Origin of the sequence: Serratia sp. 2723, assembly GCF_050434425.1 — a bacterium.
Classification (GTDB): domain Bacteria; phylum Pseudomonadota; class Gammaproteobacteria; order Enterobacterales; family Enterobacteriaceae; genus Chania.
On sequence record NZ_JBNDIN010000008.1, the window covers coordinates 15,667 to 28,981 of the forward strand.

Here is a 13,315-nt window from a genome sequence, read left to right on the forward strand (position 1 = left end):
ATCTTCAGAAGGTTAATATGGTATCCACGCACATCGGCTTCCCGACCGAGACCGTCATTGTTTTCATCGTATTGGCGGTCGGGGCCATTTTTATTGACTTGTTTATGCACCGCGATGACAAGCCTATTTCGCTCAAGAGCGCAGCCCTATGGTCTGTGTTCTGGGTCGCGGTGGCGATGGCGTTTGCCGGTTTCCTGTATATCCACCACGGCGCCGAAGTGGCCAGCCTGTTTGTCACCGGTTATGCGTTAGAGAAAGTGCTGTCGGTGGATAACCTGTTTGTCATGATGGCGATCTTCTCCTGGTTCGCCGTGCCGGATCGTTTCCGTCACCGCGTGCTCTACTGGGGCATTATCGGGGCCATCGTATTCCGTGGCATCTTCGTTGCCATCGGTACCGGCTTGCTCAGCCTCGGGCCATACGTTGAAATTGTCTTTGCGCTGATCGTGGCCTGGACGGCGGTGATGATGTTACGCAGTGGCGATGACGGTGATGAGATCGAAGACTACTCGCAGCACCTGGCGTATCGCATGGTGAAACGGTTCTTCCCGATTTGGCCGAAGCTCAGAGGTCACGACTTCCTGTTAAGCCAGAAAGAAGTTGATGAAGAGTTGGCTAAACCGGAAAACAAGGATGTCACCATTGGCCGTGGTGCCAAAGCCTGGCGGTATGCGACCCCGCTGATGCTGTGTGTGGCCGTGGTTGAACTGTCCGACGTGATGTTTGCGTTTGACTCGGTACCGGCCATCATCGCGGTGAGCCGTGAACCGCTGATTGTTTACAGCGCCATGATGTTTGCCATCCTTGGCCTGCGTACGCTCTATTTTGTGCTGGAAGCCCTGAAGCAGTACCTGACGCATCTGGAAAAAGCCGTTATTGTGTTGCTGTTCTTCATTGCGGTGAAACTGGGTCTTAATGCCACCGACCACATCTGGCATCATGGGTACAGCATTTCAGCAACGGCGAGCCTGTTTGTCGTGCTGGGCGTTCTTGCGGTGGGTATTCTCGCGAGCGTCATGTTCCCAGGCAAACCCGACGCCGAGGAGAAAAAGGAGATCTGATCTCCTATCCAGCTGAAATCAATTTGAGTGAGTTTAATTTTTGAGAGGTTAGAACAATGAGTGTTTCTTTATCTAAAGGCGGTAATGTTTCCCTGAGTAAAGCAGCCCCAACCATGAAGAATGTGTTGATTGGTCTGGGTTGGGATGCACGCTCCACCGATGGTCAAGACTTTGACCTGGATGCCTCTGCATTCCTGCTGGCCGCAAACGGGAAAGTGCGCGGCGATGCTGACTTCATTTTTTATAACAACCTGACTTCTTCTGACGGTTCCGTCACCCATACCGGTGACAACCGTACTGGTGAAGGCGACGGCGATGACGAGTCTCTGAAAATCAAACTGGATATGATCCCGGCTGATGTCGACAAAATCGTGTTTGTGGTCACTATCCACGATGCGCAGGCTCGTCGTCAGAGCTTCGGCCAGGTATCCGGTGCCTTTATCCGTTTGGTGAATGATGACAACCAGACCGAAGTGGCCCGCTATGACCTGACGGAAGATGCGTCCACCGAAACCGCCATGCTGTTTGGTGAGCTGTATCGCAACAATGCCGAGTGGAAATTCCGCGCGGTAGGTCAGGGTTATGCCGGTGGCCTGGCTTCCGTGTGTGCTCAGTACGGCATCAACGCGTCCTGATCGACAAGCTAGTTAATATTACGGGCAGTACACTACTGCCCGTATCATCCCCTACAAAGCAGGAGCTTTAAAATGGCAGTTTCTCTCGTAAAAGGCGGTAACGTATCCCTGACCAAAGAAGCACCAACCATGAACATTGCCATGGCTGGCTTGGGTTGGGATGCGCGTGTCACCGATGGCCAAGGGTTTGACCTGGACGCCTCCGTATTTATGGTTGGTGATGACGGTAAGGTGCTGGGCGACAGCAGCTTTATCTTCTTCAACAACAAGAAGAGTGCCTGTGGCTCCGTTGAGCACCAGGGCGACAACCGCACCGGTGAAGGCGATGGCGACGATGAGCAGGTCAAGATTGAGCTGAGCAAAGTGCCTGCTGAAGTCAAAAAGCTGGTTTTCGCCGTCACCATCTATGATGCCGAAGCGCGTAAACAGAATTTCGGCATGGTCAGCAACAGCTACATGCGTATCTTCAACAACGATAACGGCACCGAAATCGCTCGCTTTGACCTGTCTGAAGATGCTTCTACCGAAACCGCGATGGTATTCGGCGAGCTGTATCGCAACGGTGCCGAGTGGAAATTCAAGGCCGTGGGCCAAGGTTTTGCCGGTGGCCTGTCTGCTCTGGCTTCACAGCATGGCGTGAATATCTAAGATTAGTTTGTTGCCGGGGCAGATTAACTCCTGCACCTGAGTAGCGCTGGGTCAGCTCCCTTTTGCGGAGGAAGCAGGTCGATCACGCTACTTGTTCACGGCACCGTACTAGCCCCCTCTCCTTGAGCATTACTTAGGATGAGGGGGCGCTCAAGTTTTGCTGAGATGATCTTCTTTCTTCCAGCAGAGCAGGGGCTTTCAGCTCCCTCTCCCTGTGGGAGAGGGTTGGGGTGAGGGGCACACCCGCCAAAATCGCCGTTATGGAAAAAGCTATTTTAACAGGAGGTTATCCTGATGATGTTACAGTCCGGTCAGAATCTGGTGGTCAATGGCACCCAGCTCAACCTGACAATGCAGTACCCCGCCACTCCTGGTTTTAAGAGTGAGCCTGATACAGCGGTATTCCTGCTGAATACCGAGGGCAAAGTCCGTGGCGATGCCGATTTTATCTTCTTCAATCAAACCGCTACCCCCAATCGCAGCGTCGTTCTGCAAACCACTCACCAAAGCAGCTCTTTCTCCATCGATCTCAGCAAAATTGACGCCGATGTCAGCAAGATTGCCATCACTTTGGTGATCGATGGCCCCGATGCCGTTGCCGGGTTGCAATCTCTGAAGCTGGATGTGCCCAACGTGGCCCAATACAGCGTGGAAACCTCGGGCCGCCAGGAGAAGGCGCTGATTGTGGCCGAAATTTATCGCCATGCCGGTAACTGGAAGCTGCGTGCACTGGGGCAAGGGTTTAACGGTGGCCTGGAGCCGCTGGCGTTAAACTATGGCGTTGATGTGGCTCAGCCAGCGGCGCCTGCTACTCCGCCGCCGACCATCAGCCTGGAGAAAAAGCTGCAGGACAAAGCCCCGCGTCTGGTGAGCCTGGCGAAGAATGTCACCGTCAGCCTGGCTAAATTCAACCTGCAATCCGTAAAGGCCAAGGTTGCGTTCGTGCTGGATGCTTCAGGATCGATGACCGGGCAGTTCAAAAAGGGCAATGTGCAGGCGGTACTGGATCGCATCGCCGTGCTGGCCGTGCAGTTTGATGACGACGGTTCGATGGACGTCTGGGGCTTTGCCGAAAAACACGCAAAATATCCCGATGTGACGCTGGATAATCTTGATGGCTATATCAAGGCTATCCAGGGCAGCGGCAAACGCTCAATGTGGGAGATCCTGCCAAAGTTGGGCGGCACCAATAACGAACCGCCGGTGATGGAAGAGCTGATTGATACATTCAAACACAGCGATATGCCGGTGTACGTGGTGTTTATTACCGACGGTGGCATCAGCAAAACGCGCCAGATCAAAGAGGCGATCAAGCGCTCGGCCAACTATCCGATTTTCTGGAAGTTTGTCGGCCTGGGCGGCTCGAACTACGGCGTGCTGGAGAATCTGGATACTTTCACCGATCGCCGGGTGGATAACACCAATTTCTTCGCGATTGATGACTTTGCCACGATGAAAGAAGACCGTTTGTACGACCTGCTGCTGGAAGAGTTTAAAGACTGGTACGACGCCGCCAAGGCGGACCGGATTATTTTTTAACCAGGAAATATCAGTCAGTTAAGTATGCGTTGATGCCCCTCACCCTAACCCTCTCCCACAGGGCGAGGGGACCGATCGAGTTCGCAATTGTTGCAGAAATCTACCCGGCCACCGAAATGAATCAACTGATCACTGAACTCGACCACGACGCCGGACAGCTCCCTCTCCTTGTGGGAGAGGGTTGGGGTGAGGGGAAATATTGAGTGCCGAAGGGATCGATTAGTGGTCAGTCTTGCTGATAACGTTTGGCTCTGCAACGCGCAGCCTTTTGACCGCAGAGCGGCGCTTTGACCAGGCCGGATGGAAATGCCGCCAGTGCGCATCCTGGGCCGCCGCCAATAGTTCATAGTCCCCACGGGTATCGCCCCAGGCTCTGAGATGATAGTTCCCCAGCGGGCCATAGATACTTTCCAGGCGTTCAACCTTCTGCCCACAGCGGCAATTATGGCCGGTGATGCGCCCGGTGAGTTTACCGTCGACCACTTCCAACTGGGTGCCAATCAGCTTGATGCCCAAACGATCGGCAAATGGCTGTAGCACCAGTGCCGGAGAGGCGGAACAAATCGTGACTTCTGCACCGGAACTGACCTCCATGGCAACCGCAATCAGCCCGGAAGGGCGCATCAGCCTGGTCCAATAGGCCGAACAAAAGGCTTCCGCCTGCTGACGGAACCAATGCTCATCTACCCCTGTCAGGAAAACCTTGATCAGGGTTTCTTTTAGTTCGTCGCGGGTGAGTTTTTTACGCATATGCTTAAACGCCGGTTGCGCCAACTGCAATAAGCGCCGGGCAAATACGCGCCGCCCAAAAGCGAAACGCAGAAATGGGATAAAACTGTCGTGGTGAGTCAGCGTTCCGTCAAAATCAAAAACCGACAAAACTTGCGTTGTACGACTTGCCTCTGTATCCATCTTTAAATCATACCTCTACTGTGCAATACCGGACGTTCTCCCAATCTTGTGGATGATAGCAGAACTCCCCCACAGGTTGAATTCTTGCCAACCTGGCCTGCAAAACCCAAGCCTAAACCAACATATAAAGCACGATCACGCCCTCAATATCCCTGCTATTTGTATGACTTCTCTGTTCTGGCGAGTAAAATGCCTGCGCCCTACCCAGGGCGCGCTTTTTACAATCTGGCTATGGCTAGCCATAAAAAGGAGCTTTTCCCTTATGACAGGTCTGTTTCTGGGGTTCCTTCTTGGATTTATCATGCAACGCGGGCGTTTTTGTATGGCTCAGTGCCGTGCTGATCGGTGTTATTGCGCTGCTGGCATGGCCTTCCAGTCTGGCGTCAGGCCGGGTTGGCGGTCTGGAGATTAGCGGCCCCAGCGCGCAGTTGTTCTCGTTCATCACCGAGGGTAAAACCGGCTTCTTCGGCTGGGCTGGTTATCTGCTCTAACCTGGGAGTTATTTCCGGGTTAGAGCAGACTTGAGCATCGCTACGTCCTTAAACGTAGCGATAACAATTCGGCATATCTTCTTACCTGTTTATCTTTGGCCAGTATACTTAATACTGGCTTGAGGGCGCTTTGCCGCTCAGGAACGGTCAACCTTAACGAATGCAAGGATACACAATGAAAAATATTTTCTTTTTTGATGCGATGCTGACACCGAAAATCATTACTGGCGTTTATTGGCTTTGCCTGTTGGGCATCCTGGTCGGCGGGATCGGGTCGATGTTCTATGGTGAGTTTTTCCGTGGTCTACTGGGTATCATCATTGGCGGTATTTTTACCCGTGTCGGTTTTGAAATGGTGATCATTGCTTTTAAAAATAACGAGTATCTGCGCAAGATTGCTGAAAAGCCGTAATGTTGTGAACGGCTGATACTCCCTCACCGGGCTCACAGCGTAGGGGCGCAGCATGCAGCGCCCGCTCAGCTAAACCCGAGCAGGGTAAACGCATCGTCCTCGGGGTAGTAATCCAGCAGGCGGGTGGTTTCTTCCAACGAGAGTCGCTTATAGCGGTTGTTAGAGATGCCATGCACCACCGCATGCTGCACGCCAGCAATACGGATGCAGCGATCGAGCAGATCGGCGGCATCCCGGTGGCTCAGAAAGGCGCTCATATCCCGCGCGCTGATCTGCTGGCCCGCTTCCAACGTCGTGAAGTTGGCAATCCGTACCGACAGTGCTGAAAGCCCCTCCTGATGAGCAAAATAGGCGGCGATCCCTTCGCCAAACGCCTTGCTGGCCCCGTACATATTCTTTGGCTTCGGCGCATCGTCCGGGCGTACCTGGTAATCCAGCGGATAGCCTTCCACCGCTTGTGCGCTGCTGGCAAACACCACACGTTGGCAGCCCGCGTCTTTCGCCGCGCGGAACATATTGAAGGTGCCAAGGATATTGTTGTTCATCAGTGAGGAACAGAAATCGGCGTCCACTGCAGGATCGGCGGCTAAATGCAGCACGGTATCAATATTGACGCAGGCCGCACGGCAAGCTTCGATATCGGTGATATCGAACGTCAGCACTTCATCATTGGGCCGCAAATGAGAGATCAGGCCAGTTTCTCTTTCCGCCAGGCGAAAATCGTAGCGGTGGCCAGCGAATTGCCTGAATGCTGTCGCCACTCGGCCACCGGCACCGGTAATTAACACGCGTCCAAGTTCTGTACGTAATGCCATGGCGACTGCTTTCCCTAAACCAAATTACTGGAGACTAGTAATAATACCCTGGGCTATTTTTGTCCATCTTTTAGTTAGTTTTTCTGATGTATCTTGCCAAATTGATGGGATTTTTCTTTTAATGTAATGTGGTATTAACTGAGGTTTCTCGGTCCTCAAAAATAAGTACAACCATAAAACCGATGAAACAAACAGGTCAAAATTAAATCTTAATTCAATGTTATTTAATGATTTTACGCTTAAATGGTTATTTTATTTTGCTTATCAAAGCATACCTTTACGGTAAATTACATTCATAAAATAAGTTAGTTTATCTAATGTTTTTGGCGTGTGGCTGTGATAGTGGCAGCCAACATAAAAACGGCGGGCGGGGCGGGGAATTTTGTCTACCGGATCACACTTCGGCAACTTTGTGGCGGAAAGCCTTGCCGCACTGAAAAACAGAATGTTAACGTCTTAACTCAACCGATTTAGGGTTGTCACTGCTTTGGCAGGCAAAACCTAAACCTCGAGTTTCTGTTTCCCCACGTAGGGAGCAGAGGCTGCGAGGTTTAGGTTTTTTTTTGCGCTGAGTTCCCCCACGACGATTGGCCATCGTCGTGGCTGGGGAGCAGCAAGGTTAAGTGTTTAAGGATGCAACCATGAAATATCAGGAATTAGCCAGTGAGATCTTGGCCGGCGTCGGTGGCCGCGACAATGTGAAAAGCCTGGTGCATTGCGCCACCCGTCTGCGTTTTAAACTGCAGGAACACGGTAAGGCGGATGCGGAGGCGCTGAAGAAAAACCCAGGCGTCATCATGGTCGTGGAAAGCGGTGGCCAGTTTCAGGTGGTGGTAGGTAACCACGTCGGAGAGGTTTATAACGCCTTGAATGCGCAGCTTGGTGCGGGTGAGGAAACCCCCGCCAACGCACAAGAAGATAAAAAGGAAAACCTGCTCAGCCGCTTTATCGACGTGGTTTCCGGTATTTTCACCCCGCTGCTCGGCGTGATGGCGGCTTCGGGGATCCTGAAGGGCTTCCTGGCGTTGAGCCTGGCCTGCGGTTGGTTATTGGATAGCAGCGGCACCTACAAGCTGCTGTTTGCGTCGAGTGACGCGCTGTTCTATTTCTTACCGATCATGCTGGGTTACACCGCCGGTAAGAAATTTGGTGGTAACGTTTTTGTCACCATGGCCATCGGTGGGGCGTTGACGCATCCGTTGATGATGGGGGCTTTTGAGGCGGCTCAGCTTCCGGGTACCCAACCGGAGTATTTCCTTGGCATTCCTATCACCTTTATCAACTATAGCTCGTCGGTCATCCCGATCATTTTTGCCGCCTGGGTGTCATGCCGCCTGGAGCCGCTATTCAACCGGGTGTTGCACAGCGCGGTGCGTAATTTCGTCACGCCGTTGATGTGCATGGTGATCACCGTGCCGCTGACCTTCTTGCTGATTGGCCCGGCGGCTACCTGGCTGAGCCTGATGTTGGCCAACGGCTATCAGGCCATCTATGCCTTCAACCCGATCGTGGCCGGTGCCTTTATGGGCGCTGCCTGGCAGGTTTGTGTGATCTTCGGCCTGCACTGGGGGCTGATACCGCTGATGCTCAACAATATGAGCGTATTTGGGCGCGACACCCTGTCTCCGCTGCTGCTGCCTGCGGTGATGGGGCAAGTGGGGGCCACGTTGGGTGTGATGCTGCGTACCCGCGATGCCAAGCTGCGGATGATGGCAGGTTCTGCCGTTACCGCCGGCATCTTCGGTATTACCGAGCCTGCGGTGTACGGAGTCACGCTGCCAAACAAAAGGCCATTTATTTTTGGCTGCATCGGCGGGGCGTTGGGTGGGGCGGTAATTGGTTACTTCCACACGGCAACCTACTCGTTTGGTTTGGTCAGTATCTTCACCTTTGCCCAGATCATCCCGGCGGGCGGCTTTGATGCGACAGTCTTGGGGGCGATTGCCGGTACCTTGGTGTCGTTTGTGTTTGCTGCCATTGCCAGCTATCTGTTCGGCATTGTACCGCCAGCGGAACAGCCGGTTGAAACGGCACCAGCCCCAGAGCCAGCCCCACAGGCACCGCTCAACCGCAAGCAACAGATTACCAGCCCTATTGCTGGTGACATTATCCCGTTGGAGCAGGTTCAGGATGCTACCTTCGCCAGCGGCCTGCTGGGTAAAGGCGTGGCCATAATACCGCATCAGGGCCGAGTGGTGGCCCCAGTCAATGGCTGTGTGGTATCGCTGTTCAAAACCAAGCACGCCATCGGCATTGAATCGGATGAGGGGGCCGAGGTGCTCATCCACGTGGGCATAGATACCGTCAAGCTTAACGGCCTGCATTTTACCGCCCATATCCAAGAGGGCGATCGGGTTAAACAGGGCGATCTGCTGATCGAGTTTGACCAGGAGGCGATCCGTGCCGCGGGTTTTGATACCACTACGCCGATCATCATCAGCAACAGCGACGACTATGTCGATGTGCTTACCAGCGGCCAAAGCCCGGTGCAGGAACAGGCACCGCTGCTGACATTATTACGTTAATCAGGTTTATTGAGGAGAAAGCGATGAGTTGCAAATTTCCACAGCATTTTCTATGGGGCGGCGCGGTCGCGGCAAATCAGGTTGAAGGGGCGTATCTGGAGGATGGCAAAGGTCTTTCAACGTCAGATCTGCAACCCCAAGGGATCTTTGGCGGCCTGACGCCGCGCGTTGCTGGCGATAGCGGTATCAAGGATGTGGCGATCGATTTCTACCACCGTTATCCTGAAGATATCGCGCTGTTTGCCGAAATGGGCTTCAAGTGCCTGCGTACCTCGCTCGCCTGGACGCGCATCTTCCCGCAAGGGGACGAAGAAGTGCCTAATGAAGCCGGGCTGGCGTTTTACGATCGACTGTTCGATGAGATGGCAAAATATGGTATCCAGCCGCTGATCACCCTGTCGCATTACGAAATGCCCTATGCATTGACGCAAAAGTACGGCGGTTGGGGCAATCGCAAACTTATCGAGTTTTTTGAGCGCTATGCCCGCACGGTGTTCGAGCGTTACAAGCACAAGGTCAAACACTGGCTGACCTTCAATGAGATCAACATGTCGCTGCATGCGCCGTTCACCGGCGTGGGCCTGTCAGAAGACAGCAGCAAAAGCGAGATTTACCAGGCGATCCACCATCAACTGGTGGCCAGTGCCAAGGCGGTAAAAGCCTGCCATGAGATTGTGCCGGACGGTAAGATCGGTAATATGTTGCTGGGCGGCATTCTTTATCCGCTGAGCTGCAAGCCGGAAGACCTGTTGGAAACTCAGCGTCAGAATCGTGACTGGATGTTCTTTGGTGACGTACAGGTGCGCGGTGCGTACCCGGCCTATATGAAGCGCTTCTTCCGTGAGAACGACATTCAGGTGACGATCACCGAGGAAGATAAGCAGGCTCTGCGTGAAACCGTCGATTTTATCTCGTTCAGTTACTATATGAGTGGCTGCGTGACCACCGACGAAGAAAAGAACAAGACCGCCCGCGCCAATATTCTCAACATGGTGCCTAACCCGCATCTGGCAAGCTCGGAATGGGGCTGGCAGATCGACCCGGTGGGGCTGCGCTATCTGCTCAATGTGCTGTATGACCGCTATCAGAAACCGCTGTTTATCGTCGAGAATGGGCTGGGGGCGAAAGACCGCATCGAGGCTGACGGCAGCATCAACGACGATTACCGCATTGACTATATCAACGACCATCTGGTGCAGGTTGCGGAAGCGATCGACGATGGAGTTGAGGTGATGGGTTACACCAGTTGGGGGCCGATCGATCTGGTCAGCGCTTCTAAAGCGGAGATGGCGAAGCGCTACGGCTTTATCTATGTCGATCGCGATGACGCGGGTAACGGCAGCCTGGAGCGCCGCCGCAAGAAGAGTTTCTACTGGTATCGTGATGTGATCCACAGCAACGGCAGCAGTTTGAAAATCAAGTAATGCCCCTCACCCCAACCCTCTCCCACAGGGAGAGGGAGCTGCCACGGTGTTGCGGTCGGGTGCTGTGGCCAGGTAATTTTCTGTACTGATAGCCAACTCGATCGGTCCCCTCTCCCTGTGGGAGAGGGCTAGGGTGAGGGGACATCACAGTGCTTGTGTCTCCCTCCTATCTTAGCTTACACCACCTCGTTTTCCTGGTAGCGCTGCCGGGCATGGTCAAACCAACGGGCCGGGACGTTATGCGGTGGTAGCAGCAGTGCCTGCAAACCCTGTTCGATGATATAGCTAGCCTGCCGCCACAGCTGTGGATCGCCTTCGGTCAGCACTTCCAGCAGGCGCTGTTTTTCCACCAGGTAGGTTTTGGCGAAGTGACTATCGTATTGCAGTAGGGAGCGGGTGTTGTCGATCAAATCGGCCAGCTTGATGGTTTTGGCCTGTGGGGAGGCGCTGGCGCTGTGGCGACGATCGCGGTTCTTGCGCTGATAGCGATTTTCCGCGCTGCCGATGCTGACGTTGGTCAGCATAGCGACCAGGCTGGCAACCTGCAGGCCAAAATGGCTTTCGATATCGGCCAGTGTAGAGGGGGTATCTTCCACGGTGTCATGCAACCAGGCCGCAGCCAGCATTTCTTCGCTGTGCGGCACGCTGCTGACAATCTCCATCACGGCCTGTGGATGCACAATGTACGGGTCGTTAGTGTATTTGCGGCGCTGATCGATCGCTCCATGCGCTTTGGTGGCATAGCGGCGGGCGCGTTCGGCCAATGTGTCAGTCATGCTTTTGGTTTCCCTGCGGCATCCGATAGATAAAACCTAGCATACCGAGCGGCTAGCAGAAAGACGATCGCAGGTTGTGGTGGGGCATTATTACACATCACCAACCCGGAACAGCCGTTTGCCGCAGGGTATTCTGCTTGCTTCCTGAAGGCACTGAAGTTTGTCGCTTCAAAAGAAAAGTGAAAATTCCTGCCTCCCGCTATTTACCTCGCAAAAGTGGCAAAAAATGCTCGTTTAGTGAGATTTTTCTTGATTCTGTTCTGCAGAATGGTGCTTATTGCCCATCGGCTGAACCTGAGGGCATATCGACTGTCTGATGGTTTCAGAACTTGAAGCCCGGAGCCACTGCGTTACATGAACAAAGTTAAATCGCTATCACAGCAGAATTTATCGTTATTGTTAGCGATCTATATCGGCATCTTTTTAAACCTTTCCGTTTTCTATCGTCGCTTTGATTCCTTTGCGCACGGCATTCAGGGGATCAAGGTTGTTTCTGCGCTGACGGAAGTCATCGCCATTGTCCTGTTCACCTTCTTTATCATGCGGCTGGTATCCCTGGGGGGCCGGCTGTTTTACCGCATCGTCGCCTCTTTGCTGGTATTGATCTCCGTCGCTGCCAGTTACTACATGACGTTCTTCAACGTAGTGATTGGCTATGGGATTATCGTTTCGGTGATGACGACCGATATCGATCTCTCCAAAGAGGTGATCGGGCTGAACTTTGTGCTGTGGATGATCGTGGTCAGCGCTTTGCCGCTGCTGTGCATCTGGAGCAATAGCCTGCGCTACACCCTCATCGAACAGATGAAAACCCCAGGGCAGCGCCTTAAGCCGTTGCTGATCATGCTGGCGGTAGTCGCACTGGTGTGGTTGCCGCTGCGTACCCTGGATAAAGAGCAAAACGCCCAGGAAAAGATCACCAATATCGATTTGCCGAGCTATGGCGGGGTGGTTGCCCACTCTTATCTGCCCTCCAACTGGCTTTCGGCGCTGGGGCTGTTTGCCTATACCCGTTATGATGAAAGTCTGGACGCAGCCAACATGTTCGATCCCGGCAAGCACTTCACCTATGTTGCCCCTGAGGGCATCGATGACACCTACGTGGTATTTATCATCGGTGAAACCACTCGCTGGGATCATATGGGCATCCTGGGCTATGAACGTGATACCACGCCTAAGCTGTCGCAGGAGAAAAACCTGGTGGCATTCCGTGGGGAATCTTGTGATACCTCGACCAAGCTTTCGTTGCGCTGTATGTTCGTGCGTGAGCATGGCACCTCGGATAACCCGCAGCGAACCCTGAAAGAGCAGAATATTTTTGCCGTACTGAAAGAGCTGGGCTTCACTTCCGAACTGTTCGCGATGCAGAGTGAGGTATGGTTCTACAACAATACCGATGTGGATAATTACTCATTCCGTGAAATGATCGCCTCAGAGAAGCGTAACGACGGCAAATCGGTGGACGATATGCTGTTGGTGAATGAGATGAAAGAGTCGCTGGCTCGCTATCCCAACGGTAAGCATCTGGTGATCCTGCATACCAAGGGGTCGCATTACCTCTATTCACAGCGCTATCCACGCAGCTTTGCTCGTTACCAGCCGGAATGCATGGGTGTGGATGAGTTCTGCTCCAAGGAGCGCTTGATTAACGCCTATGACAACTCGGTGCTGTACACCGATACCTTTATCGACAGCGTGATTGACCAGGTACGCGATAAGAAAGCCATTGTGTTTTACGCGGCCGACCATGGCGAATCCATTGATGAAAACTCGCATCTGCATGGCACGCCGCGTGAAATGGCCCCGCCGGAGCAGTTCCGTGTGCCGATGATCGTCTGGGCTTCTGACAAATACCTCGAAGATCCGCAGCATAAGAGTGCGTTTGAGCAGTTGCAGACCCAACAGCGTGTGGGCCAACCCCATCGTCATGTTGAGCTGTTTGACTCTATTCTCGGCTGCCTGGGCTACACCTCGCCAGACGGTGGTATTGTTGAGAGCAATAACTGGTGCCGCCTCCCGCAGAGCAAAGCGGACGCCAAGGCGCTGTAAGCCGGGCCTGAAAGGCCGTATCCGCTCA

General features: G+C 53.5%; 12 protein-coding genes and 1 pseudogene. 10 read left to right on the top strand and 3 right to left on the bottom strand.

Annotated features, from left to right (window positions below; all coding sequences use genetic code 11):
• Positions 1–17 precede the first annotated feature (17 nt).
• The 4 genes from ABIE29_RS13740 (at position 18) to ABIE29_RS13755 (ending at position 3,883) form a co-directional block, all read left to right on the top strand.
• Positions 18–1,061 (top strand): TerC/Alx family metal homeostasis membrane protein, encoded by a 1,044-nt coding sequence (locus ABIE29_RS13740; protein ID WP_429619330.1) that lies wholly within the window; start codon positions 18–20, stop codon positions 1,059–1,061.
• A 56-nt stretch (positions 1,062–1,117) separates the two neighbouring features.
• Positions 1,118–1,696, top strand: a complete 579-nt coding sequence (gene terD, locus ABIE29_RS13745) for a tellurium resistance membrane protein TerD (RefSeq protein WP_021807715.1) — start codon at positions 1,118–1,120, stop codon at positions 1,694–1,696.
• A gap of 72 nt (positions 1,697–1,768) precedes the next feature.
• Positions 1,769–2,344 (top strand): TerD family protein, encoded by a 576-nt coding sequence (locus ABIE29_RS13750; RefSeq protein WP_021807716.1) that lies wholly within the window; start codon positions 1,769–1,771, stop codon positions 2,342–2,344.
• A 294-nt stretch (positions 2,345–2,638) separates the two neighbouring features.
• On the top strand, positions 2,639–3,883 hold the full coding sequence (locus ABIE29_RS13755; protein WP_429619331.1) for a vWA domain-containing protein: 1,245 nt from the start codon (positions 2,639–2,641) through the stop codon (positions 3,881–3,883).
• A 219-nt stretch (positions 3,884–4,102) separates the two neighbouring features.
• On the opposite strand, the gene ABIE29_RS13760 is transcribed toward ABIE29_RS13755, so the two are convergent.
• On the bottom strand, positions 4,103–4,795 hold the full coding sequence (locus ABIE29_RS13760) for an HAD family hydrolase (protein ID WP_429619332.1): 693 nt from the start codon (positions 4,793–4,795) through the stop codon (positions 4,103–4,105).
• Positions 4,796–5,085: 290 nt separating this feature from the next.
• Between ABIE29_RS13760 and ABIE29_RS13765 the strand changes: the two genes are divergently transcribed.
• Both ABIE29_RS13765 and ABIE29_RS13770 read left to right on the top strand, forming a co-directional pair.
• A complete protein-coding gene (locus ABIE29_RS13765; RefSeq protein ID WP_429619333.1) occupies positions 5,086–5,286 on the top strand; it encodes a YeeE/YedE thiosulfate transporter family protein in 201 nt (66 codons plus the stop codon).
• Between the two features lie 175 nt (positions 5,287–5,461).
• A complete protein-coding gene (locus tag ABIE29_RS13770; RefSeq protein WP_429619334.1) occupies positions 5,462–5,698 on the top strand; it encodes a DUF4282 domain-containing protein in 237 nt (78 codons plus the stop codon).
• A gap of 65 nt (positions 5,699–5,763) precedes the next feature.
• On the opposite strand, the gene ABIE29_RS13775 is transcribed toward ABIE29_RS13770, so the two are convergent.
• Positions 5,764–6,513, bottom strand: a complete 750-nt coding sequence (locus ABIE29_RS13775) for an NAD-dependent epimerase/dehydratase family protein (protein ID WP_429619335.1) — start codon at positions 6,511–6,513, stop codon at positions 5,764–5,766.
• A 641-nt stretch (positions 6,514–7,154) separates the two neighbouring features.
• On the opposite strand from ABIE29_RS13775, the gene bglF reads away from it, so the two are divergent.
• Complete coding sequence (gene bglF / locus ABIE29_RS13780; RefSeq protein ID WP_429619336.1) at positions 7,155–9,038, top strand: PTS beta-glucoside transporter subunit IIABC; 1,884 nt, start codon at positions 7,155–7,157, stop codon at positions 9,036–9,038.
• 23 nt (positions 9,039–9,061) lie between these two features.
• Positions 9,062–10,462, top strand: a complete 1,401-nt coding sequence (locus ABIE29_RS13785; RefSeq protein WP_429619337.1) for a glycoside hydrolase family 1 protein — start codon at positions 9,062–9,064, stop codon at positions 10,460–10,462.
• A 176-nt stretch (positions 10,463–10,638) separates the two neighbouring features.
• On the opposite strand, the gene ABIE29_RS13790 is transcribed toward ABIE29_RS13785, so the two are convergent.
• Positions 10,639–11,238, bottom strand: coding sequence for an HD domain-containing protein (locus ABIE29_RS13790; RefSeq protein WP_429619338.1), 600 nt, complete (start codon positions 11,236–11,238; stop codon positions 10,639–10,641).
• Positions 11,239–11,298: 60 nt separating this feature from the next.
• Here ABIE29_RS13790 and ABIE29_RS13795 point away from each other — a divergent pair.
• Both ABIE29_RS13795 and eptB read left to right on the top strand, forming a co-directional pair.
• Positions 11,299–11,418 (top strand): annotated as a pseudogene (locus ABIE29_RS13795) (organic hydroperoxide resistance protein); the annotation flags it as partial.
• Positions 11,419–11,592: 174 nt separating this feature from the next.
• Positions 11,593–13,287, top strand: a complete 1,695-nt coding sequence (eptB, locus tag ABIE29_RS13800) for a kdo(2)-lipid A phosphoethanolamine 7''-transferase (RefSeq protein WP_429619339.1) — start codon at positions 11,593–11,595, stop codon at positions 13,285–13,287.
• Positions 13,288–13,315: the final 28 nt, after the last annotated feature.